Here is a 23,159-nt window from a genome sequence, read left to right on the forward strand (position 1 = left end):
CGCCCCCGCCGTGCCGAGACTGTGCGCAAAGACCAGTGCTGGACCGCCACCACGGAACTACGGTGCTTTCGGCGGAATGGCAGTCCGCCGAAAGCACCGTAGCAAAACTCAAGAGCCCGGCTCGGAGGAAAGGCAGTTGAGCTGAGTCTCCTGCGAAACCGCCTCGGAATTGCCAGAGCGAATGGCTTCTAGAATTTCTCGACGGCGCTGTCTTGTAGCCTCGTCCGAGTATTCCCAATAGACCATTTGCTCAAGGCCCGCGAGTCTAGTAACGACTTCGCGAGTTGCCAGTTCCGTCCCGCCAGAGTCGACCCAGAAGCTCTGCCAGGCGCATACCCATCGAGACTGAGCGGTCACTTCTCCGAACCCAGGCTCGAAGACATGCGTGATTTCTCCGCCATTCTCGCTAGTCTGAGTCTCCCACTCTCCAGGGCCTGGATCGGTCCAACCTGGAGGGAACTCAAGTGCCTCGATCTCAGTGTGATACTCCGAGAGCATTTCGGCCAGAGGAACATCGGACGATGTGTCGCTCACTTGACGATCTTGGTCCTGATCAGCAGGAACGCTGTCTGGGACCGGTGCACAAGAGGCCAAGATCGTTGCCGCAGAGGCGGCAACTAGTGCGTGAAATCTGGGACGGGAACTCACAGAATGCGCCCTCAGTAGGTAAGGGTCCCGCTCCAGTACGTGTCGCTGCTGCTTGAGGACTTGCAGCAGACCGAGACCGTGAAGATAGTGCCGCGAGCGAGACCGGTCGCCAGGCTCTTCGAGGTCCTGACGTTGTTCCACTGCACCGAAGAGGTGAGGTCGGCCCCGTTGGCGTTTCGCAGCTTCATGTTCAGAACATAGATGGACTGCGTCTGGTGGAGAAGCGAGCCGTCCGCTTCAGAGTTCGCCGGGTCGAACGCTGGTGCGGAAGTCGCGAGCGTGCGCTGTGTGGCGTAGTGCTTCCACGACGTGTTGGTGTTGTTCGAATCGGAGATGCTTGCTGTGGCGGCGTAGGCCGGTGCCGCAACTACTCCGACGAAGAGCAGAGCAGCGATCCCTGCGACTGCCATTCGTGCGCGCTTCTGATTCATGCGTAAATCCCCCTGCGCTTGGTCCTGCTTGGATTTCGGAGACGGAAGTGTCCCCGAGTCTTGGGTGGTGGCGGGACAACGAGTCGAGTTACTCGATCGACGACATTAGTTCCTGCAGTTCGTCCTCATGGGCCGCAATGTATTCTTTCTCGTATTTGACTCGAGCCGCCCGGAAAGCCCTCTCGTAACCGGAGGACTGCTGGCACTCATAGTCTGCGACAGCCAGTTCTATCTCCCGATCGGCGAATTTTCTCAGCGCTTCTCGGTCGCGAACTTTTGGAGGCTCATTGGAGCCCTCGTTGGGGAACTGTACGATGGCGAACATCTGGTTGGCGAGATCGCTCCGAGGATCCGCCACGCTTTCGTAGCCGGAATAGCCCGCGTCTTCGAGGCACTGGGCCCACTGAAGCGTGGCGTCGCTCGTGGCGGGATCTGTCGCGGCGCGCTCAGCTGCCAGTGCGGCAGCATCTTGGGCGGCCTGCAGAGAAGCATCGTCCGTCGACGAGGCGGCATTAAGCACGTCGTTCTCGGCCGCTCCGCGACAGCCGCGCTCGGCCCAGCCGAGCACATCGGCCGGCTCGCCCACAGGAACAGGGTCGGCCGCCTTCCCCTCGAGAGTCGCGAGGTAGCTCAGGCGAGCCTCATCACTCAGCGTGTTGAAGATGCCGGCGTTCTCGTCGATCCAGTCGTCATTCAAGAGCACGCCGGGATTGAGCACACTCTCGGCCAAGCCATAGCCGTACTTTTCGGCGTAGTCGCGAGTCCCAACGGCCTGCACTGCTTCAACGTTCTGCCATCGTGGGACGGCGTCGGGGTCGACGGGGACGTACTCAAAGCCCTGGGTCTTCATGCACGCAGCAATGGACTCCTGAATACGCATCCCGGTTTCCGATGCTTCACGGGCTCTTGCCGAGTTGATCTCCACCAACATGGCAGTCAGGGGCCCTTCATCGTCCAGCGACTCCGAGGTGTTCGCCCCTGGGGACCCGACGGTGCACCCCGTGACGCTGGCGCACACCATGAGGCAGAGCGCTTGCAACACTCGACGTCTCACTCGTCGCTGCCCCCTAGCAGTCGAACTCGTCGTTCCCCGCTTGAAGGCCGGGCCCGATTCTCCCGGAAGCATAGCGACATGGCGTGATGCTTGGGGGCGATTCACGGCTCTTCGCCGCATTTCGACGCTGACGCCCAGGAGGGAAAGGCCGCATGGCACGTGCCGAGCCCGGAGAACCCGAACCCGACCGCGCAGCGGTATCAGGTCGCCACATGGCACCGGTCGCCGGTCGACCACGTCAGGGGTCCTCGCCGACGAGCGCGTCAAGGCGGTCCAGGCGGGCCGACATGTCGCTCGGTGCCGGTCACGCCGTCCGCGCCCCCACGAGCGCGTCGAGGACGACACGTGCGGCCTCGGCGAGAGGCGCGTCGTCGCTCCGCGCGTCCGGTGCCGGGCGGTCGGTGCAGATCGCGAGCACGATCGGCGCGGCGGCGGGGGTCCCGGGCGCGCCCGGCCACACGACGGCGACGTCGTTGCGCGTGCCGTACGCGCCGGATCCCGTCTTGTCCCCGACGACCCACCCGGGACGTGCCGCCGACCGCACCAGCGCGTCGCCCGTGGTGTTGCGCACCAGCCAGTCGGTGAGCACGGCGCGCTCGGGTGCGGCGAGGACGTCCCCGACGACCAGCGCCGCGTAGGTGCCGACGAGCGTGCGCGGCGTGCTGGTGTCGCGCTCGTCGCCGGGGCGGGTGTCGTTGAGGTGCGGCTCCCAGCGGTCGCTGCGCGTGACGTCGTCGCCGATGCCCCGCAGCCACGTCGTCAGCCCCTGCGGGCCGCCGGCCCCGCGCAGCAGCAGGTTGGCCGCGGTGTTGTCGCTGTACCGCACGGCAGCGTCGCCGAGCTCGCGCCACGTCATGCCGCCGCCGACCCGGGTCTCGGCGACCAGCGAGTACGTCACCAGGTCCTCGGCCGTGACCGGCACGACGTCCTCCAGGCCGCCGACGCCGCGGGACGACAGCACGGCGGCGGCCGCCAGCGGCTTGAACGTCGAGCAGAACGCGAAGCGCTCGTCGGCGCGCGCGCTCACCGTGCGGCCCTGCGCGGTGTCGACCGCGTGCACGCCCATCCGGACGCCGTGACGGGCCTCGACGTCCGCGAGCGCGGCCGACAGGTCGAGGGGCGCGACCGTGGACGCCGACGTGCCGGACGGCGACGGCGGCGACGGCGTCCGCGGAGACGTGGCCGGCCGGGACGGCGACCCGTCGTCCGTGCTCGGGGTGCAGGCGGCGACCAGGGCGAGGACACCGAGACCGAGGACGTCGCGCCGTGACGCCCGCGGACGGCCAGGTGTCACCGGAACAGGCAGAACGGGTGGCCGTCCGGGTCGAGCATCACGTGCACCTCGTCCTGCAGCTGGGTCGTCGCCTCCTGCGCCCCGCACTCCAGCGCCCACGCGATGGCGGCCGGCAGGTCGTCGACCTCGATGTCGAGGTGCTGCGTGGACCGCTGCTCCCCGGCCCGGGCGGGCCAGACCGGAGGGCTCCACTCGCGCTCGTGCTCGAGGTTGATGGTCAGCCCGGCCTCGCCCTGGGGCGGCGCGACCTGCGCCCAGGTGATGCCGGTCGGGTCGCCGGGCGCCGGGGACTCCAGCTCGGTGATGCGGCCGCCGAGCAGGCGCGCGTAGAACTGGGCGGCCTCGTGCGGACGGGCCGTGCTGATGGTGATCGCCGTGGCGCGCAGCCGCGGTGCGCCGCCGGACACGCGCTCGCCGGGCGGGATCGTGCCGAAGGTGTCGTCACTCATGGTCCCGATGCTGGCACCGCGGGCCGATGCCCGCACCCGGCCCCGCGGGGAGTCAGTGCGCGGCGGCCACCCGCCGCAGCAGGTCGAGCAGCACGCGCTGCTCGGCGGGCTCCAGCACCTCCAGGCGCGCCCGCACCCCCTCGTGCCGCTGGGCCGAGACGCGGTCGAGCAGGTCGTGCCCCTGCTCCGTGAGCTCGACGAGCGTCGCCCGCCGGTCGCGGGGGTCGGGGACGCGCCGGATCCAGCCGTCGGCCTCGGCGTGGTCGACCTTGGACGTCACGGACCGCGGCGCGACGTCGAGGACCGCGGCGAGCTCACCGAGCCGCACCGGCCGGCCGCAGCGGTCGAGCGTCCGCAGCATCCGCAGCTGCCCGGGGGTGATGTCCTGCCCCAGCCGCTCGGCGGCGTCGCGGCGGACGGCGCGCAGGACGTCGTGCAGGAGCTCGAGCAGCTCCTCGGGCGGTTGGGGGGCGCGCGCCGGGTCGCGTGGGTCGCGCGCGGGCGCGCAGTGCCGCACCGTGGGGTTCGGAGGGTCGGTCGGCGCAGCGTCGCGCGGGGACCGGCCGTCGGTCGGGTCGTCCGTCTGCACGTCCCGAGGCTACCCGGGAACAAACGCGAGGTGATCGTTGCTCATCGTGAGGTAACCTCAGCATGTTGCGCGGCTCGACCCGCGCCCTCCGACCCCTGGAGGTCCCCTTGACCCACCCCGGACCCATGCCCGGCGGCCGCGGGATGCGCGGCTTCAGCCAGGACCGCGACGTCGCACGCCGACGCCTCGCGACCGGCACGCTGCGCCGCATCCTCACCTTCGCCCGCCCCTACCGCGCCCAGCTCGCGGTCTTCCTCGTCCTCATCGCGCTCGGCGCCGCCGCCGGCGCCCTCACCCCCTGGCTGTTCCAGCGCCTCATCGACGACGGCATCGCCACCGGCGACACCCGCACCGTCGTCACGATCGCCCTCGTCGTGGCCGGGCTCGCGGTCGTGTCCGCGGTCCTCGGCGTCGCCGAGCGCTGGGTGTCCGCCCGCATCGGCGAGGGCCTGATCCACGACCTGCGCACCGCCGTCTTCGACCACGTCCAGCGCATGCCGCTGGCGTTCTTCAGCCGCGCCAAGACCGGCGCGCTCGTGCAGCGCCTCAACGGCGACGTCCTCGGCGCGCAGCAGGCGTTCACGTCCACGCTGTCCAACGTCGTCAGCAACGCGCTGACCGTCGTCTTCGTCCTGGCGGCGATGCTGTCGATGTCCTGGCAGCTCACGCTGCTCTCGCTCGTCCTGGTGCCGGTGTTCGTCCTGCCCGCCCGGTGGTTCGGTCGCAAGATCGCCGCGATCACACGCGAGTCGTACGAGCTCAACGCCGAGGCCTCGCAGACCATGACCGAGCGGTTCAACGTCGCCGGCGCGCACCTCGTCAAGATCTTCGGCGACCCCGCCCGCGAGTCCGCCGCCTACGCCGACCAGACCGGCCGGGTCCGCGACATCGGCGTCCGGCGCGCGCTGTACTCGACGTGGTTCCGCATCGGCCTGACCACCGTGGCCGCCGTCGCCACCGCCGTCGTCTACGGCGTCGGCGGTCTCCTGGCCATCCAGGGCGAGCTCACCGTGGGCGTCGTCGTCGCGCTGGCCGCGTACCTCGGGCGCCTGTACGGCCCGCTCACCGCGATGTCCAACGTGCAGGTCGACGTCATGACGGCCCTCGTGTCGTTCGAGCGGGTGCTCGAGGTCCTCGACCTCGAGCCGTCGGTGGCCGAGAAGCCGGACGCGTCGGACCTGCGCGCCGCCGTCGCGGCCCGCGGCGCGAGCCTCGACCTCGACCACGTCGGGTTCCGCTACCCGTCCGCCGACGAGGTCTCGCTCGCCTCGCTCGAGTCCGTCGCCACCCTGAGCCGCGACGCCGTCGCCGACACCCTGCACGACGTCACCTTCCACGTCCCGGCCGGGTCGATGGTCGCGCTGGTCGGCCCGTCCGGTGCCGGCAAGACGACGATCTCGCAGCTCGTCACCCGCATGTACGACCCGACGCGCGGCGCCGTCCGCATCGCCGGCGTCGACCTGCGCGACGTCACCACCGCCTCGCTGCGCGACACCGTGGGCATCGTCAGCCAGGAGGCGCACCTGTTCCACGACACCATCGCGGGCAACCTGCGCTTCGCCCGCCCCGACGCCACCGACGACGACATCGAGCGTGCGCTGCGGGCCGCGCACGTCGGCGACCTCGTCGCCTCGCTGCCGGACGGCATCCACACCGTCGTCGGCGACCGCGGCTACCGCCTGTCCGGCGGGGAGCGCCAGCGCCTCGCGATCGCCCGGTTGCTGCTCAAGGCTCCCGACGTCGTCGTGCTCGACGAGGCCACCGCGCACCTCGACTCCGAGTCGGAGGCCGCGGTGCAGGCCGCGCTCGACGAGGCACTGGTGGGCCGGACGTCGCTCGTCATCGCCCACCGCCTGTCGACCGTGCGGCAGGCCGACCTCATCGCCGTCGTCGACGCCGGACGCGTCGTGGAGCTCGGCACGCACACCGACCTCCTGGCGCGCAGCGGCCTGTACGCGGACCTGTACCGCACCCAGTTCGCCCCCACCCCCGCCAGCGCCTGACCTCCCCACCCCCGCCCCGGCGAGAGAGCAATCCAGCCCGTCCCCAGGTCGCGAGAGAGCAACCCACCCCCATCCCCGGGTCGCGAGAGAGCAACCCAGCCCCATCCCCGGGTCGCGAGAGAGCAACCCAGCCCCATCCCCGGGGTCGGCGAGAGAGCAATCCGACCCTCCCCCCCGCGACGAGAGAGCAATCCAGTCACCTCCCTGCGACGCGGTCGCACACTCGACTCGTCGTGAGCGTGCTGGATTGCGCTCTCACGACCCGGGACCGGCTGGATTGCGCTCTCACCACCCGGGGAACGGGCTGTAGTGCGCTCTCACGACCCGGGACCGGCTGGATTGCGCTCTCACGACCCGGGGGGCGGGCTGGATGGCGCTCTCGCGACCGGGTGGGTCAGTGGGCGAGCTTGAGGCCGATGACGCAGCCGACGATGCCGAGGATCAGCAGGACCTTGACGAGGCTCGCGGGCTCGGCGCCCGTCGCCATGGCGTAGGCGACGGCCAAGGACGCACCGATGCCGACCCACACCGCGTACGAGGTGCCGGTGGGCAGCACGCGCATCGCGTAGGCCAGCCCGCCCATCGAGGCGAGCAGGGCGACACCGAAGACGACGGTCGGCCCAAGACGGGTAAGGCCCTCGGACCGGCCGAGCGCGGTGGCCCAGACGGCCTCCAGCACCCCGGACACGACGAGCACGACCCAGGCGACGGACGTGGCGGACACGGCAGACCTCCGCGGCTGCCGTCTTGTCGCTCTCCGGGTACGGCGCCCCTCGTCCGGGGACCCGCGCTACCGCGTGCCCACGACCATGTTCGCACGCGCAGGCCCGCGCTCCCCGCGATGGTGCCGCACCTCACCAGCACCAGTGGCGGTCCGTCCGGCCGACGCCGGGAGGTCGACCGGATTGCTCTCTCACGCCTGAGGGCGTGGGCGCAGGGAGCGGGATTGCTCTCTCACGCCTGAGGGTGGGCGCGGCTGGATTGCACTCTCACGGCCTTGGGGGTGGGGGGTCACGCAACCCCGGGGTGGCGCAGGGAGCTGGATTGCTCTCTCACGCCTGAGGGGTGGGGGTCACGCAACCCCGGGGTGGCGCACAGGGCTGGATTGCACTCTCACGGGCTGGGGGTGGGGGTCTGGGGGTGGGGGTCAGGGGGTGGGGTCGGGCTCGTAGGAGGTGATGGCGTCGACCTTGGCGGCCGACTGCGACGTGGGGTCGAACTCGTGGTCCAGCCACTCGCGGACCAGCGTCTTGGCGAGCTCCACGCCGATGACGCGCTGCCCCAGGCACAGCACCTGGGCGTCGTTGGACAGCACCGAGCGCTGCACGGAGAACGCGTCGTGGGCCGTCACCGCGCGCACGCCCGGCACCTTGTTGGCGGCGATCGCCATGCCCAGGCCCGTGCCGCAGACGAGCAGCGCGCGGTCGGCGCTGCCGTCGGCCACGCGCCGCGCCGCCGCGACGGCGACGTGCGGGTAGGCGGTGTCCTCCCCGGCGTGCACGCCGACGTCCTCGACGACCTCGACGCGCGGGTCCGCACGCAGCAGGTCCGCCAGCACGTCCTTGTACGCCAGCCCCGCGTCGTCCGCGCCGACCACGATCCTCGCCACGCTCATGACGTCTCCTCTGCCTGCTGGGTCTCGGGCACCACGACGGACCGGACGGCCGCGAGGATCTCGACGAACGACACGGCGCCCGGGTCGGGCGTGCCCACGCTGCGCTCGGCGAGCGGGCGCGCGCGGCCCAGCCGGGGCCGCAGGTCGGCGGTGGCCTGCGCGGCCGCCCGCGCGTCGACGAGCGCGGCGTCCCAGGCGGCGGCCGACGGCTCCCCACCGGCGGCGGCCCGCTCGAGCGCGGCCGCGAACGGCTCGGCCGCGTCCACCATCGTCTTGTCGCCCACCGTGGCCCCGCCGAGCGCGACGACGGCCGCGACGCCGGCGCGGACGGCCGCCGCGGCGCGCGTCGCCGGGTCGGCGGCCGGCCGCGCGGCCAGGGCGTGCGCCGCGGCTCCGATGCCCGCACCCCACAGCACGCCGGAGGTGCCGCCGGCCCGGTCGGCCCACGCGCGCCCGGCCTCCCGCAGGCACGCGACCGCACCGTGCCCCGCCTCGGCAGCCGTCGACGCAGCCTCCGCCGCGGCCGACGCCCCGCGCAGCATCCCGCGGCCGTGGTCGCCGTCTCCCGCGACGGCGTCCAGCCGGCCCAGCTCCTCCTCCAGGTCACGCAGCACCGCGGCGACGCGTCCCAGCGCCGCCACGACGACCGGCGCCTCGGCGGCGTCGACCGCGTCGACGACCCGCGCCGTGGCCCCGGACGTCGTCGAGCCGGACGTCGTCGAGCCGGACGTCCCCCGCTCCGACGCGCTCGCGCCCGTCGGCCCCTCGCCGGCGCGGCCCTCGTCCGACGCACCCGTGCCGGGGCCGCCCGACGCACCTGCGCCCGCCACTCCCGCACCTGACGCGTCCGCGGGGGCAGGGCGATCCGACACACCCGACCCGCCCACCACACCCCGCCGGTACGCGGGGGTGTGCGCCGGGGCGCACCACCACCGCTCGAGGTCGTCGTCGAGCCACACGAGCGTGAGCGAGCACCCGGACATGTCGAGGCTGGTGACGAGCTCGCCGACGTCGGGCTGCACGGCCTGCAGGCCGGCGGCGTCGAGGCGCGCCCGGACGGCACGCCACAGCACGAACAGCTCCTCGTACTTGGTGCGCCCCAGCCCGTTGAGCACCACGCCCACGCGGCCCCCGGAACCTGCCGGGCGCTCCTCCAGGAGCCGGTCGACGAGCAGCGTCGCGAGCTCGCTCGCCGTGCACGCCGGCACCTCACCGATCCCCGGCTCGCCGTGGATGCCGACGCCCAGGCCCACGGTGCCCTCGGGCACGGTGAACAGCGGAGCGTCGGCGCCCGGCAGCGTGCAGCCGTCGAACGCGACGCCGAGCGTGCGGGTGCGGTCGTTGGCGTGCCGGACGGCCGCAACGACCTCGTCGAACGACGCGCCCTCCGCGGCCGCGGCCCCTGCGGCCTTGAACACGACGTGGTCGCCCGCGATGCCGCGTCGCCGTGACACCTCGTCGACGGGTGCCGACGCGACGTCGTCGGTGACGACGAGGAACTCGCACGGGATGCCGCGCGCCCGCAGCTCCTCGCGCGCGAGCGTGAAGTTCATGACGTCGCCCGCGTAGTTGCCGGTGAGCAGGACGACGCCCGCGTCACCGGCCGCGGCGGCGCCCACCGAGACGGCGTCGGCGGTCGACGGGGACGTGAAGACGTTGCCCACGACGGCGCCGTCGGCGTAGCCCGGCCCGACGAGCCCGCAGAACGCCGGGTAGTGCCCCGACCCCCCGCCGACGACGACCGCGACCTGCGACCGCGGCGCCGGCACCGCCCGCACCACGCCGCCCGGCACGCGCCGCACCTGGTCGGCGTACAGGTCGACGAACCCCTCGATCGCGTCGTCGACGAACCGGGCCGGGTCGTCGGCCAGGGGCCTCACCACGCCTGCTCCCGGGTGAGCGTCGTCGCGACGACCGAGTCGTCGGCGGCGTCGAGGCCGGCGGCGGACACGGCCCGGTACAGCTGCTCGGCGGCCGCGGCGACGGGCGTCGCGACCTTGAGCTGCCGGGTGAGGTCCCCGACGATGCCCATGTCCTTGCCGATGACGTCGAGGCGCGAGCGCAGCGGGGGCTCCTCACCGCGGAGCTGCTGCGCGATGCGCGGGCCGCGGTCGGCGAGCATGAACGACGCGGCGGCGCCCTGGGACAGGACCTCGATGCACGCGTCGAGGTCGAGGCCCAGGCGGTGCGCGAGCGCGAGCGCCTCGGACGCCGCGGCGGTGTGGATGCCGCACAGCAGCTGGTTGACGGTCTTGAGCTGCTGCCCCGCCCCGACGCCGCCCACGACCGTGAGCGACGACGACAGCGCGTCGAGCACCGGGCGGGCGGCGGCCAGCGCGTCGTCGTCCGCCCCGACCATGATCAGCAGGTCGCCGGTGCCCGCGCGCACGGGCCCGCCCGACACGGGCGCGTCGACGCAGCGGATGCCGCGGGCGGCGAGCGCGTCCGCGACGGACCGCACAGCCGCCTCGCCCACCGTCGAGGTGACGACGACCACGGCCCCGGCCGCCAGCGAGTCGGCCACGCCGCCGGCGCCCAGGACCAGCGCGTCGAGCTGCGCCCCGTCCCGCACGCCCACGACGACGACCTCGGTGCCGCGGCACGCCTCGGCGACCGTGCCGGCGGCGCTGGCCCCCGCCCCGACGGCCAGGGCGACGCGCTCCGGTGCGACGTCGAACCCGACGACGTCGAACGAGCGGGCGAGCGCGGTCGCCATCGGCAGGCCCATCGCACCGAGCCCGAGGACGGCGACGCGGGCGCTCACCGGTCACCTCCGGCCGCGCGCAGCACGGACGCGCGCGCCTCGCCGGTCGCCACCGCCAGCATCCGACGCAGGTAGCGCGCGTTGCGCGCGGCGACCGACAGCCCGTCGCCGCCGTAGTGCTCGACGCAGAACGGGCCGGTGAACCCGGCCTCGACGGCCGTGCGGATCGCCGTGCGGTAGCTCACCGACCCCATCTCCATGGGGGCGGGCAGCGCGACGTACGTGCCGGCCTCGCGGTCCTCGTCGCGGAAGTAGCTCTTGACGTGCCAGTAGTTGGACACGGGCAGGCACGCCTCGACCGCGGCCTGGAAGTCCTCGACCGGGCCGTGCAGCCGGAAGAGGTTGCCCAGGTCCGGGTTGAGCCCGACGTTGTCGTCGGCGATGTCGTTGACCAGGCGCACGGCCGACGCGGCGCTGCCCAGCAGCGTGTCCTCGTACATCTCGAGCGACAGCGCGACGCCGACCTCGGCGGCGTGCCGGCCCAGCTCGCGCAGCCGGTGGACGGCGAGGTCCCAGGTCTCGACGTCGTTGGCGTCCACGGGTCCCTGCTCGGTCCAGAACCAGAACGCCTCGCGCTGCGCGGGCAGCAGCGGGCGGTGCAGCCCGACGCTGACCACGCGGACCCCCAGCGCCGCGGCGGCGTCGATGGTGCGGTGCGAGTACGCGAGGTTGTCGTCGCCCGCGACCGGGTCGATCACCGAGCGGCGGATCGCGGACAGCGCCACGGGGTCCAGGCCGACGACGCGCAGCGCGTCGCGCAGCTCGTCCACGCGCGCGGGCGTCAGGTCACCGACCCGGACCCACGAGTCCGTCAGGTCGACCTCGGTGAAGCCCTCGTAGGCCACCTCGGCGAGGTGGTCGACCCAGGCGTCCCCCGGGGCGTCCTGCGACGCGGGGAACGGGAGCATCGCGGCCGCGATCGGCCACTGCTCGCTGGTGGGGCGGGTGTCGGGCGTGCTCATGCGCGGAGAACCTCTTCGCCTCGTCGACAGGGGGTCGCGGCCGTGGCGCCGGGCCGCCGCTCGACGCCGAGCCGCTGCCCGGGTCGCCGAAAACTTTTCGGCCCGTCGGGTGCGTCTTTCACGCTAGTTTTCGTCCGGAGCCGTGTCAACGGCAGCGGACCTGCGGCGGGGCCACCCCCGGGCACCACCACGTGTCTTGAGTTCTTCGGTCCCGCGGGGTTAGTTTCGCGACGACCAGGAGAGGACCCGATGCCTGCAGCCCAGCCGCGTCCGACGCTCACCGCCGTCGCCGAGCGCGCCGGCGTGTCGATCGCCACCGCGTCGAAGGTCCTCAACCGGCACGACGTCGCCGCCGCCACCCGCGAGCGCGTCGAGGCGGCCGTCGCCGAGCTCGGCTACCGCGCCCCGGGCGCCCGGTACGTCGACGTCCGCCGCACGGTCGAGCTCCTCGTCGACAAGCTCGACAACCCGTACGCCATGGAGGTGCTGCGCGGCGTCACCCTGGCCGCCGAGGAGGCCGACGTCGACGTCACCGTCTCCCGCCTGCGGCGCGGCGGCGGTGACCGGCCCGAGCCGCCGTCGACGTGGACGCGGCGCCTGGTCGCCGCCCGGCGCACCGGCGCCATCGTCGTGACCGGCCAGGTCACCGGCACGACGTACGCGAGCATCGCGCGCGCCCGGCTGCCCGTGGTCGTCATCGACCCGCTGCACCTCACGACGCCGGAGCTGGTGTCCGTCGGCTCCACCAACTGGACCGGTGGGCGCACCGCGACCGAGCACCTGCTGGCCCTGGGCCACACGCGCATCGCGATGGTCGGCGGGCCGGAGGAGTCGATCAGCGCGGTCGCGCGCGTCGACGGCTACCGGTCGGCGTGCCAGCGCGCCGGCGTGCCCCTCGACCCCGCGCTCGTCCGGCACGTCGCGTTCGACCGCGACGCCGCGCTGCAGGCCGCCGACGCGCTGCTGCGCCTGCCCGACCCGCCCACCGCCGTGGTCGCCAGCAGCGACGCGCAGGCCCTCGGCGTGCTCGAGGCCGCGCGCCTGCGGGGCCTCGTCGTGCCCCGGGACCTGTCGGTCGTCGGGTACGACGACACGTACGTCGCCGCGTGGACCACCCCGCCGCTCACGAGCGTCCACCAGCCGCTGGACGACATCGGGCGCGTCGCGCTGCGCACGGTGCTGGCGATGGCCGCAGGGCGGGTGCCGGACGCGCACCACATCGAGCTGGCGACCTCGCTCGTCGTGCGCGGCTCGACGGCGCCGCCGGCGCGCTGAGGCCCGGACAGGCCACGACGTCAGACCAGGCGCCCCAGGTGCAGGGCGGCGTACGCGAGCGCCGCGACCGTCTCGCCGTCGCTGATCTCCCCCGTGCGCACCATCGCCAGGGCGTCCGCGAAGGGCACGGTCCGCACGGCCGTGATCCCCTCGGCGGCCTGCTCGTCGACCGTCGCGCCCGCGTCCGCGACGGGCGTCAGGCCCCGCGCGACGAAGACGTGCTCGACCGCCCGCGCGATCCCGTTGAGCGCGTTCATGGTGCCCACCGGGGTCCAGTCGCGGGCGACCAGGCCCGCCTCCTCCGCCAGCTCGCGCTGCGCCGCGACCAGCGGGTCCTGGCCGTCCGTGCCGCCGGCCGGCACCTCGACCGACGCGGGTCCCGTGGTGTAGCGGTCGGTGGTGACGAGCACGACCTCGTCGTCGTCGGTCAGCGCGACGACGAACACCGACGGGCGCAGCTCGACCACCCCGTACAGCGCCGGGCGGCCGTCGGGGGCCACCGCGTCGTCCTCCCGCACGGTGATCCAGGGGTTCTCGTAGACCACGCGCGTCGAGACGGTCCGCCAGCCCATGACGCCGAACCTACCCGGCTCGACGGGTGCCCCGGACGGCCCAGGCGAGGACCGTTCGACGTGCGGGATGCCCCGGCCGGGACCAGACTCGCCTCCCAGGTGGGCCACGGAGGCTCGCCCGGACAGCACGACGAAGGAGCGACATGGGCATCGGTGGCGGCATCGCACTCCTGGTGATCGGGGCGATCCTCTCGTTCGGGATCTCGGACCGCATCGAGGGCGTCGACCTCACGGTCATCGGCTACATCTGCATGGGCGCCGGTGTGCTGGCGCTCATCCTCGCGATCGCGTTCAACGCGCAGCGCACCAACACCACGCACCGCGAGGTCGTCGAGCGTCACGACAACCCGCAGGTGCCGCCGACGGTCTGACGACCGCCGCGCCCCACCCTCGACGCCTCGCCACGGACCACCGGGCGGGGCGTCGTCGTGCACCGGGACACCCCGCCCGGCGAGCCCGGGCGGCGCATGTCGGACGTCCCGGACACAATGGACGACCGCACGCCGCAGCACGGCGGCGGCACCAGGGGGCGACGACGAAGGGGGCCGCATGGACCACGACGAGGCACGCGAGGCCAAGGCGCACGCGCTGGCGGTGGCACTCACGCTCGCGGAGGGCACGGTGCGTCCCTCGACGACGCCGGCCGGGGGCGCACCCCTGTCCGTGGGCCTGGCGCCGTGCGCGGACGGCGGGTACGCCGTGGCCCTGCGCTACCGGCTCGGCTCCCCCGACGTGCGCTCGATCGCCCGGCGGGTGGCCGCCGAGATCGGTGAGGTCGGGACGTCCGTCGACCTGCGGCACACCGGTCCGATCCGCCCGCTCGCCGGGACGGGCGCGGGTGCGGCCGTCGGCACCGCGGGTGCTGCCGTGCCCGGCCCGCGGCCGCCCGTCGTCACCGCGCAGGCGCTGGGCGAGACGGGCCGCGCGCGGCCCCTGCGGCCCGGTGTCTCCCTCGCCCACGTCGACGTCACCGCCGGCACGCTCGGTGCGTTCGTGCAGGTCGCGGGCGTGCTGCACGCCCTGTCCAACCACCACGTGCTCGTGGGGTCGGCCTCGTCGCGCCCCGGGGACGTGGTGCTGCAGCCCGGGCCCGCGGACGGCGGGCGGGCCCCCGCGGACCGGGTGGGGACCCTCGGGGCGTTCGTGCCGCTGACCGCGGGGCGCACCGCGACCGTCGACGCCGCCCTCGCGCTGCTCGACGACCAGGACGTCGACGCGACGTACCCGGTGGGTCGGATCACCACGACCGCCCGGGCGCTCGGCGGCGAGGTCGTCGGCAAGATCGGGCGGACGACGTCCGTCACGGCGGGCCGCGTGACCGCGATCGAGCTGGACGACGTGGTCGTCGGCTACGGCGACGACCTGGGCAACCTGCGGTTCGACGACCAGATCGAGATCGAGGGCACCGGCACCGGCCCGTTCTCCCGCGGCGGCGACTCCGGGTCGCTCGTCTACCGCGAGGACGGGGTCGCGCTGGGCCTGCTCTTTGCCGGCTCGGAGACCGGGGGTGACAATGGGCGCGGGCTGACGTACGTCAACCCCATCGATGTCGTCCTCGGGGCGCTCGACGCGACGCTGCTCGCCTGACGCGGGCGCCGGCCCGCGCACCCGGGGTCACGGGAGGTGCGCAGTGGCCGACCTCGAGGAGGCCCGCCGGGCCAAGGACGAGCTGAAGGCCGCCCTCGCCGGGCGCGCGGGCGTGACGGCGATCGGGATCACCCCCGAGGCGGACGGCTACGGCCTGCTGGTGCGCGTCCAGGACGACGCGGTCCGTGCCCGCAGCGCGGACGTGCCCAGCAGCGTGCACGGCGTGCACGTGCACGTGCGCCGGTCCGGCCCGGTGACCGCGCAGGGCTGAGCCCGCACGACCGACGCGCCCGCACCCCGGGGGGTGCGAGCGCGTCGGTGTGTCAGCGGACGGGCGTCAGCGGACGATGCAGGCGTTGCCGTTGAGCGTGGCACCGCTCACGGCCTGCGGCGTGCCCGACCCGATGAAGCCGAAGGTCACCGCGTTGTGGTGCCCGATGGTCGAGTTCCAGGCGGCGTTCTTCACCGTGACGGTCGAGCCGGACTGCGAGGCGACGGCGCTCCAGGCCTGCTGCACCGACTCACCGTTGGTGAACTTCCAGCTCACCTCCCAGCCGTTGACCGGCTCCATGGTCGCGTTGAACACGGTGACGTTGCCCTGGAAGCCGCCGGGCCACGAGCTCGACGTGTCGACCTCGATCTCGCAGACCGAGTCGGCCGGCACCGTCGGCGACGGGGTCGGGCTGACGCTGGGCGTCGGGGTCGGCGTCGGGGTCGGGGACACCGACGGCGTGGGCGACGGCGTCGGGGTGGCCGACGGGGTGGGCGTCGGCGTCGGGGTGGCCGACGGGGTCGGCGACGGGGTCACGTTGCCGCCGCCACCGAAGTCGACGTCCACGCAGTTGTAGAACGACTCGGGGCTGTCGGTGCGCTCCCAGATGTTGAAGAGCACGTGCTTGCCGGACTTGTTCGACGGCAGCTTCACGTTCCACCAGTACTCGGGGCCCGCGGGGCCACCGGCACGGATCGGCGGGTCGAGGACGCGGTCGAACGGCGCCGGCTCGAGGTCGTCCCACCCGATCGGCTGGCTCTGGTTCCAGCCGTCCTTGGTGATCCACGTCGTGAAGTACCCGGGGTGCTGGGCCACGGCGGCGTACTGGAACGTCATCGTCTGGCCGGGGGTGACCCGCGTCGTCGGCCACGCCGAGGACGGCGTGTTGTACGCGCCGAAGCGCGAGTCCGGGCCGCAGAGCTTGCCGTCGGCGATGGTCTCGTGGCGACCGGCGATGGTGCCGAGCAGGTTGCCGTACCAGTTGTAGAACGAGTAGTTGCCGTCGGCGAAGGCGTTGACGCAGGCCGGGTTCGTCGGCCGCATGTTGCCCGCCTCGCCCGCGGCCTGCCCGCCGGCCAGGCCGTCGGTGTAGCAGACGTACGTGCGCGTCGGGGGGTTGGTCAGGCCGCCGTGCGCCTGTGCGGCGGTGGGGATGGCGACCAGGGCTGTCGCGGCGAGCGCCGTGACGGCGGCGCCGCTCAGCGTGCGGCGGGTGGTGCTCTGTCGGGGCATGTGGGGGGGTTCCCTCTCGCGCGAGCGGCGTCGGTCGCCGCAGGGGGCGGGGCACCTGCTGGTGCGGTGTGCGCTCAGCGTGCGGAGCGCACCAGGGACGAACAACCCGGCTAAACGTTTCCAGCACGCGAGACGCCCCGCCACGGGCGGGTGGCGCGGCGCCACGCGGACGAGTGATCTCACCGACCTCTCATGAACCGCACTCGGCGGATCGGGGGTCCAGGCCCGATGATGGGCAGCGTGACGCGCAGGAGCACGACCGCCAAGGGTGCGCACCGGGGTGGTCTCTCGGCTGCGGACCTCGGTGGCGTGCGCGGACTCGCGGTCGCCGCGCACCGGTTCGACGCCTGCCGGCACATCGAGGAGGTCGTCGAGGCGGCTGCCCAGACCGCCGTCGACGTGCTCGGTGCGGACGCCTGCGCGGTCGCCCGGATCACGCAGGAGACCTGCCGGGTCGTGCACCTCGAACCGCCCAGCAACGACCCCCGCTGGCACCAGTTCCTCAGCACCACGTACCGCGCGGACGAGCGCCCGGCGCTGCGCGCCCTGCTGCGCAACCGGGAGAGCTGGGTCGCGCACGCGTTCGACGCCCAGGGCCGCTCGGTGCGCCCCGGCGACACGTCCGCGGGCGACCGCGTCGAGGTCGAGCTGCTGCGCGAGGTGGGCGCGGCGTCGGCGCTGACGTCCCCGGTCGTCGTCAACGACGCCGTGTGGGGCCAGGTCACGGTGGTCCGCGACTACGACTCACCCCTCTTCCACGTCGACGACGTGGCGACCGCGGAGGTCCTCGCCGCCCTGGCCGCCGGTGCGATCGCCCGCGTCGACCTCGAGCAGCAGATGCGCCACATGATCGCCGACGACCCCCTCACGGGCCTGGCCAACCGGCGCACCGCGGACCAGGCGGCGGAGGCCGCGCTCGGCTCGGGCCGCGAGACGTGCGTCGTCATGTGCGACGTCGACGGGCTCAAGCGCGTCAACGACGAGCTGGGCCACGACGCGGGCGACGACCTGCTGCGCGCGGTCGCGGACGTCCTGCGCCGCGCGGCCGACGCGATCCCCGGCGCGACGGCCGCACGCATCGGCGGCGACGAGTTCTGCCTGGTGACCGTCGACCAGCCGCGGGAGGTCGTCGCGACCACCATGTCGACGACCGTCGCGAAGTTCCCGCTGCCGCACGGCGCGGCGATCTCCTACGGGATCGCGTCGACCGCCGTCATGGGCTCGGTGGAGGCGCGGCACCTCTTCCGCCGCGCCGACCAGGCCCAGTACCAGGCCAAGCGGCGCCGGGCCCGGGCGCGCGCCCGCACGACGCCCCCCATCGCCGACCCGGTGCAGGCCGTGGAGCGGCTGACGTCCAGCGGCGCCGTCGCGATCGGCGCCGCGGCCCCGGCGGTCGTGCCGCGGCTGTGCGCGTTCGCCGCCGCAGCCACCGAGACGCTCGGCGGCGACTCGTGGGCCGTGCGCGAGCGCATGCCCGGGTCGCAGACGTTCACGACGGTCGCCCGGGGCGGCAGCCCCGCCGACTCCTCGGAGACGCGGGTGCTCACCGTCGAGCGCGACGAGTGGGTCGTCGAGATCGCGGTCGCCGCCGCGGCCTCCACGGGACGCCAGGTCCAGACGGCGCTGCGCGCGCTCGTGGCGATCGCGATCCTGGACGTCGGGGCGACCTGAGCCTGACGACCCGGTCGAGGGCCCACCGGGCGAAGAGCAGCTCCTTGGCGGACCGGTCCTCGCGATACCGGCGCTTGGCGTGCTCGACGTCCCGCCGGGTCAGCGGATTCTCGAGTTCCGCGGTCGCCGTGGGCATGCCGGTGACGACGAGGACGAGGACGAGCTCGTCACCGGTCGTCGCGGAGTAGCGCAGCTGCCGCGTGACGCTCAACCGTTCGCCGCGCGGTGCGGGCGGTCGCCTCCTCGCCGCCGTGGTGGCCGAGCACCTTGGCCCACGCCGTCGGTTGCGTGCGTGGATGAAGGCGAACAGCTGGGCGACGTCCACACCGACGTCCGGGCGTTAGTCGTGCGACGAGCCCCGGTGCCAGCCCGCAGCGAGCATGCAGGCCTCGACGGGGCGTCCTCGAAGCGCTCTTCGATGTGGACGGCGGTCATGACGCCCCCTCTGTCTCGGGCGTTGCGGCGAGCGACTCGACGAGGTCTGCGGCCAGGAACGCGACGGAGGCCGCCACCTCGGCAGGGTGACCGACGCCCTCCTCCGCGCGGCCCGCCATCACCGCCCCCAGGTGATCTGGCCCGGCGAACAGACGCCTGATCTCCGTGATCGCGGTCGCGGTCACGGGTGCACTCAGCGGATGGGCCAGCAGTCCTTGAAAGGCGTCACGGAGGACGTCTGTGGGCACGGCACGCAGGAGGCGGTAGACGTCGTGGGCGTCCTTGTCGACGAGCCGGTGCGGTGTGGCGGCCCGTTCGGTGATCTTGTGGACCTTCGCCACGATCAGTGCGGCCGGGCCCGCGACGCGCACGGTGATGGCCCTGTCGTCCGCCTCCCCGAGCGCGGTGATCGTCCGGGGCGCGGCGTCGACGACCACAGCCTCGAGCCCGACTGCCCGGCGTCGCGCGGCGGTGGTGCGGGGGGATCCGAGCACCTCGCGCTCCACGCGACCTGGGTCCCGCCAGGGCCTCCGGGACCATGAGGTCCACCGGGATGCCTCCGGGGCTCAACCACGAGCCGGGCTGGCCGTCGGGGCTGCGGACGAACCGCGCAGCCTCCATCGCCGCCTCCACCCGCGGGTCGTCGGCGAGCGCACGGGGGTCGATCGCCAGGTCCGCGTCCTTCGTGTACTCCGCGATGGCGACGTCGGCGGCGCCCGTGTGGAGATACACCGCCTGCGCACCGATGACCACGACGTCTGGCAGGTGAGGGCCGAGGGCGTCCAGCGCGTCGAGGAGGGCGGCCCGGACCTCGACCATGAACGTGTCAGTCTCGCCAGGCCGACTCATGGCGCTCCATCCAGTCGAGAAGGACCCGGGCTTCCTCCGGCCCGCGTCCTGGGCTGCCCATGAGGTCGACGGCTACCTGCGTCGGCCTCGCGAGCACGACCGAGGCGTCGGTGCCGAGGGCAGGGTCGATGGTGGGCCTGGACCGTTGGAAAGCGACGGAGTCGGCTGCCTCGCACAGGAGCACGTTCTGCCCGGACTCGGCGTGGCGCAGGTCCCACAGGTCGCGAGCGCGGGGCGCGTCCTCGACGTAGATCATGGCGGCGCGTGACTGCGCGTGGCGAGCGTCTGCCGGCACCGCCAGACCGCCCGTGACCGCGTAGCGGGGGCCGTTCGTGTCGGCCATGCGCTGCAGGAGCCAGGGAAGCCCGCGGGGTGCGAGGTACGTCGACACGGCGCCGGCGCGGAAGAAGTCGTAGTCGCGTGCCCATGCCTCGGTCAGCGGACGCCAGGACCTCACCTCGACGACACCTCGGCTGCCTCGGTCGACGAGGTCCTCGGCCTCCAGGTACTCGAGCACGCGGTACGTGGCCCCGACCGAGGCACCTGACACCTCGACGAGCTCGCGGATCTTCCATGCCCGCCGGAAGTCGAGCAACGCGCGCACCACCTTGGCCGGGGCTGCGCCCTTGAGCGTCCCGCGTGGCCGTCCGGGTCCGCGCCACGGATCCGACTCGGCACCCTGCGCACGCAGGAAGAGGCCCGGGCTGGACGCGACGATCCACAGGTTCCCTGTGGCGTCCACATGGGAGACCTGAGCAGCGCGCAGGCGGTTCCGCACGGTCGGCCCGAGGTAGCGAGCGGCAACGACACCGACACCGCCCGACCGTCGCTGTGACGTCGCCTCGAGCTTCTCGATGACCCCAGCGACATCCCGACTCTCGACGATCCGGCGAGCCTCGACGTGCAGGATCAGCTCGGCGCCGTCGGGGGCACGCACCTGCACGTCCGCATCCGCCGGCCCGGATCGTCCGGTGCTGTCCAGCGGCGAAGCCAGCCACGTCGGCGGCAGCTGGTGGACGATCTGGTCGACACAGAGATCGAGGATCTGCCGCTCGGACTCAGGAGCCGTCCGTTGCGAGGACACGAGGCTCATGTTCGGGAAACATACCGGTTCCGCTGGATTGCGACAAGAGCAGTAAACCGAACATCGAGACCAGCTGTTGGACGACGCCCTGGAGATTCGCCACACGGACAGGGCACATGGACAAGGCCGTGCGGCGATGTCCAGGTGTTGTCCATGTGACCGTCCCCCCAGGCCGAGCGGTCAGCCTGCGCCTCGCCGAGCCGTGGTGACGTCGAGGCGGCCGGTGCACCGCTGGAACCTTCCGTGCTTCTCGCTGCCGTTCGACAGGATGCCTCAGCCGTGCAGCGGGAGGACGAGGGTGGCGTCGGTGCCCTCGACCACGCGCACCGGGACCCCCCAGTCCTGCGCGGCGAGGTGGCACGCGGGGTGCTCGATGGCCGGGTCGGCGTCGCAGCTCGCGGCGCGGGCCGTGACGTGCAGGACGCCCTCCCCCACGGACGGGTCCAGCCGCAGCGTCCGGGTCAGCGCGACGTCGTCGCCGCCCCCGTCGAGCAGCAGGCCGGGCGGCGTGGCCGAGACCTGCAGCGACGTCGACGGGCCCCACCGGTCGTCGAGCTTCTGCCCGGCCGCGGGGTGGAACACGACCTCGAGCGCGATGTCGGCGCCGATCTGCGTGACGGGACGCTGCGTGCGGTGCGCGCCACCGTCGACCTGCGTGCCGGCACCCTCCGGGAGCGCGACGCGGGTCAGGCGGTGCGCGGCGGACTCGACGACGAGCACGTGGTCGGCGTCCCCCGCGGGCAGGAGGAGCCCGCTCGGCTCGGCGAGGTCCGTCGCGAGCGTCGACACGGTGCCGGGGCCGTCGCCCTCGGCGGGCACCCAGCGGCGCAGCGCGCCGTTGTAGGTGTCGGCGACCAGCACGGACCCGTCGGGCAGCGCGGCGACGCCCAGCGGGTGCTGGAACAGCGCCTGGTCGGCGGGGCCGTCGCGGTGGCCGAAGTCGAACAGGCCCGTGCCGACCACGCTGTGCACCGACCCGTCCGCCGGGTCGAGCCACCGCAGCGCCGAGGTCTCGGCGTCCGCGAGCCAGAGGCGGCCGGCCGCGTCGACCGACAGCCCCGACGGCTGCGCGAACCACGAGTCCGCGGGGGCGCCGTCGACCAGGCCCTCGTTCATCGTCCCGGCGAGGTGGCGGACCACGCCCTGCTCGCCGTCGAACGCCCACAGCGTGTGGTGGCCGGCCATCGCGACGACGAACTCCGCGAGCTGCGGGGACCACGCGACCGCCCACGGCGAGGACAGCTTGACCTGCCGCGCCGGCCACCGGTCGCCGACGCCCTGCTCGACGGGGTTCGACGTGCCGCCGTCGAGCGGCGCGACGTTGTCCACCGCCCCGACCATGTACTGCTCACCGGTGCCGGCGACGGTCGTGACGTGCCCGTCGGCCAGGCGCACGCCGCGCAGCGCGTGGTTGACGGTGTCGGCGACCAGCACGTCGTAGCCGAGGCGCTCGCGCAGCTCGTCGGGGACGAGGCACAGGCCGTTCGGCTCGCTGAACCGCGCCTCGTCCGCGCCGCCGTCGACCAGGCCGCGCTCGCCGGAGCCGATGCGCCGCACGAGCGTCTGCCCGTCGGCCGCGACCTCGGTGAGCGCGTGGTGCCCCGCGTCGGCGACCAGGAACGTCCCGCCCGGCAGCTCGACGGCCTCGGCGGGGAACCGCAGGGTCGTCGGCTGCGGCTGCGGCGCGACGTAGGGGCCGTCGCCGCGGTGCAACGTGCCCGCGGCCTCATGCTCGGCGACGAGGTCCCGCACGAGCGTCTCGACCGCGTGCGCGTGCCCCTCGCCGGCCATCTGCGCGACGATGTACCCCTCGGGGTCGATGACGACGAGCGTCGGCCACGCGCGGGCCGTGAACGCCTGCCACGTGACGAGGTCCGGGTCGTCGAGCACCGGGTGGTGCACCTCGTACCGCTCGACGGCCGCCGCGAGCGCCACCGGGTCCGCCTCGTGGACGAACTTGGGCGAGTGCACGCCGATGATGACCAGGACGTCGCGGTGCCGCTCCTCGATCTCCCGCAGCTCGTCCAGGACGTGCAGGCAGTTGATGCAGCAGAACGTCCAGAAGTCGAGGATCACGACCTTGCCGCGCAGGTCCGCGAGGGTCACGTCCTTGCCGCCGGTGTTGAGCCAGCCGCGCCCGACGAGCTCGGAGGCGCGGACGCGGGGGAGACGGGTGCCACGGGTCGACGTCACGTCGCACATTCTCCCCGACGCCGGCCGCGTGCCCGCACGCGGCCGTCCGCCGCGGCTGGTCGCCGACGTGCGACGGCCGGGCACGGCCGGAGGGGTGGCCGTGCCCGGCCGTCAGGGCCGTGCGACCTGCGGCAGGGGTGCCGCAGGGGTGCCGCCCGCCGGTACGTGCACCGGCGGGGG

21 protein-coding genes and 1 riboswitch are annotated in these 23,159 nt (G+C 73.5%); of the genes, 6 read left to right on the plus strand and 15 right to left on the minus strand.

Annotation, left to right across the window (positions count from 1 at the left end; genetic code table 11):
- Positions 1-659: 659 nt before the first annotated feature.
- From Cph01nite_RS18195 to Cph01nite_RS18215, 5 genes are all read right to left on the minus strand, one after another.
- Positions 660-1,079: a hypothetical protein gene (locus tag Cph01nite_RS18195; RefSeq protein ID WP_203676327.1), complete on the minus strand. Its 420-nt coding sequence runs from the start codon at positions 1,077-1,079 to the stop codon at positions 660-662.
- An 88-nt stretch (positions 1,080-1,167) separates the two neighbouring features.
- Complete coding sequence (locus Cph01nite_RS18200) at positions 1,168-2,010, minus strand: hypothetical protein (protein WP_203676328.1); 843 nt, start codon at positions 2,008-2,010, stop codon at positions 1,168-1,170.
- A 427-nt stretch (positions 2,011-2,437) separates the two neighbouring features.
- The gene (bla, locus tag Cph01nite_RS18205; RefSeq protein ID WP_203676332.1) at positions 2,438-3,427 is read right to left on the minus strand and encodes a class A beta-lactamase; all 990 of its coding nucleotides are present in this window, start codon (positions 3,425-3,427) and stop codon (positions 2,438-2,440) included.
- Entirely contained in the window at positions 3,424-3,876 is a 453-nt protein-coding gene (locus Cph01nite_RS18210; RefSeq protein ID WP_203676334.1) for a VOC family protein, read from the minus strand. Before Cph01nite_RS18210 ends, bla begins: the two co-directional genes overlap by 4 nt.
- 52 nt (positions 3,877-3,928) lie before the next feature.
- Complete coding sequence (locus Cph01nite_RS18215) at positions 3,929-4,465, minus strand: MarR family winged helix-turn-helix transcriptional regulator (protein ID WP_203676336.1); 537 nt, start codon at positions 4,463-4,465, stop codon at positions 3,929-3,931.
- Between the two features lie 125 nt (positions 4,466-4,590).
- Here Cph01nite_RS18215 and Cph01nite_RS18220 point away from each other — a divergent pair, with 125 nt between their 5' ends.
- Positions 4,591-6,468: an ABC transporter ATP-binding protein gene (locus Cph01nite_RS18220; RefSeq protein WP_203676338.1), complete on the plus strand. Its 1,878-nt coding sequence runs from the start codon at positions 4,591-4,593 to the stop codon at positions 6,466-6,468.
- Between the two features lie 394 nt (positions 6,469-6,862).
- Here Cph01nite_RS18220 and Cph01nite_RS18225 read toward each other — a convergent pair whose 3' ends face one another.
- From Cph01nite_RS18225 to Cph01nite_RS18245, 5 genes are all read right to left on the minus strand, one after another.
- Positions 6,863-7,192 (minus strand): DMT family transporter, encoded by a 330-nt coding sequence (locus Cph01nite_RS18225; protein ID WP_203676340.1) that lies wholly within the window; start codon positions 7,190-7,192, stop codon positions 6,863-6,865.
- An 11-nt stretch (positions 7,193-7,203) separates the two neighbouring features.
- Positions 7,204-7,272: riboswitch (guanidine-III (ykkC-III) riboswitch) on the minus strand.
- Positions 7,273-7,615: 343 nt separating this feature from the next.
- Positions 7,616-8,083 carry a ribose-5-phosphate isomerase gene (locus Cph01nite_RS18230; RefSeq protein ID WP_203676349.1) on the minus strand — a complete coding sequence of 156 codons (468 nt, stop codon included), beginning with the start codon at positions 8,081-8,083 and terminating at the stop codon, positions 7,616-7,618.
- Positions 8,080-9,966: a dihydroxyacetone kinase family protein gene (locus tag Cph01nite_RS18235; RefSeq protein WP_203676350.1), complete on the minus strand. Its 1,887-nt coding sequence runs from the start codon at positions 9,964-9,966 to the stop codon at positions 8,080-8,082. The genes Cph01nite_RS18230 and Cph01nite_RS18235 overlap by 4 nt, the downstream gene beginning before the upstream one ends.
- Positions 9,960-10,847, minus strand: a complete 888-nt coding sequence (locus Cph01nite_RS18240; protein WP_203676352.1) for an NAD(P)-dependent oxidoreductase — start codon at positions 10,845-10,847, stop codon at positions 9,960-9,962. The genes Cph01nite_RS18235 and Cph01nite_RS18240 overlap by 7 nt, the downstream gene beginning before the upstream one ends.
- Positions 10,844-11,809 carry a sugar phosphate isomerase/epimerase family protein gene (locus tag Cph01nite_RS18245; protein WP_203676354.1) on the minus strand — a complete coding sequence of 322 codons (966 nt, stop codon included), beginning with the start codon at positions 11,807-11,809 and terminating at the stop codon, positions 10,844-10,846. Before Cph01nite_RS18245 ends, Cph01nite_RS18240 begins: the two co-directional genes overlap by 4 nt.
- A 249-nt stretch (positions 11,810-12,058) precedes the next feature.
- Between Cph01nite_RS18245 and Cph01nite_RS18250 the strand changes: the two genes are divergently transcribed.
- Positions 12,059-13,084 (plus strand): LacI family DNA-binding transcriptional regulator, encoded by a 1,026-nt coding sequence (locus Cph01nite_RS18250; RefSeq protein WP_203676356.1) that lies wholly within the window; start codon positions 12,059-12,061, stop codon positions 13,082-13,084.
- Between the two features lie 20 nt (positions 13,085-13,104).
- Here the strand turns inward: Cph01nite_RS18250 and Cph01nite_RS18255 are convergent, their stop codons facing one another.
- Positions 13,105-13,656, minus strand: coding sequence for an NUDIX domain-containing protein (locus Cph01nite_RS18255; protein ID WP_203676357.1), 552 nt, complete (start codon positions 13,654-13,656; stop codon positions 13,105-13,107).
- Between the two features lie 143 nt (positions 13,657-13,799).
- On the opposite strand from Cph01nite_RS18255, the gene Cph01nite_RS18260 reads away from it, so the two are divergent.
- The 3 genes from Cph01nite_RS18260 to Cph01nite_RS18270 all read left to right on the plus strand — a co-directional run bounded on the left by Cph01nite_RS18260 (position 13,800) and on the right by Cph01nite_RS18270 (position 15,514).
- On the plus strand, positions 13,800-14,027 hold the full coding sequence (locus tag Cph01nite_RS18260; RefSeq protein ID WP_203676358.1) for a DUF6458 family protein: 228 nt from the start codon (positions 13,800-13,802) through the stop codon (positions 14,025-14,027).
- A 178-nt stretch (positions 14,028-14,205) separates the two neighbouring features.
- Entirely contained in the window at positions 14,206-15,243 is a 1,038-nt protein-coding gene (locus Cph01nite_RS18265) for a chymotrypsin family serine protease (RefSeq protein WP_203676359.1), read from the plus strand.
- Positions 15,244-15,286: 43 nt separating this feature from the next.
- On the plus strand, positions 15,287-15,514 hold the full coding sequence (locus Cph01nite_RS18270; protein ID WP_203676360.1) for a hypothetical protein: 228 nt from the start codon (positions 15,287-15,289) through the stop codon (positions 15,512-15,514).
- A gap of 66 nt (positions 15,515-15,580) precedes the next feature.
- Here the strand turns inward: Cph01nite_RS18270 and Cph01nite_RS18275 are convergent, their stop codons facing one another.
- Complete coding sequence (locus Cph01nite_RS18275; RefSeq protein ID WP_203676363.1) at positions 15,581-16,747, minus strand: lytic polysaccharide monooxygenase; 1,167 nt, start codon at positions 16,745-16,747, stop codon at positions 15,581-15,583.
- Between the two features lie 231 nt (positions 16,748-16,978).
- On the opposite strand from Cph01nite_RS18275, the gene Cph01nite_RS18280 reads away from it, so the two are divergent.
- Complete coding sequence (locus Cph01nite_RS18280; protein ID WP_239069357.1) at positions 16,979-18,418, plus strand: GGDEF domain-containing protein; 1,440 nt, start codon at positions 16,979-16,981, stop codon at positions 18,416-18,418.
- A 431-nt stretch (positions 18,419-18,849) separates the two neighbouring features.
- Here the strand turns inward: Cph01nite_RS18280 and Cph01nite_RS18285 are convergent, their stop codons facing one another.
- The 3 genes from Cph01nite_RS18285 to Cph01nite_RS18295 form a co-directional block, all read right to left on the minus strand.
- Positions 18,850-19,359: a hypothetical protein gene (locus Cph01nite_RS18285; RefSeq protein ID WP_203676367.1), complete on the minus strand. Its 510-nt coding sequence runs from the start codon at positions 19,357-19,359 to the stop codon at positions 18,850-18,852.
- A 320-nt stretch (positions 19,360-19,679) separates the two neighbouring features.
- A complete protein-coding gene (locus Cph01nite_RS18290; protein WP_203676369.1) occupies positions 19,680-20,795 on the minus strand; it encodes a hypothetical protein in 1,116 nt (371 codons plus the stop codon).
- Between the two features lie 264 nt (positions 20,796-21,059).
- Entirely contained in the window at positions 21,060-22,988 is a 1,929-nt protein-coding gene (locus tag Cph01nite_RS18295; RefSeq protein ID WP_203676371.1) for an NHL domain-containing thioredoxin family protein, read from the minus strand.
- Positions 22,989-23,159: the final 171 nt, after the last annotated feature.

This window comes from Cellulomonas phragmiteti, from assembly GCF_016862775.1.
In the GTDB taxonomy this organism is placed as follows: domain Bacteria; phylum Actinomycetota; class Actinomycetes; order Actinomycetales; family Cellulomonadaceae; genus Cellulomonas; species Cellulomonas phragmiteti.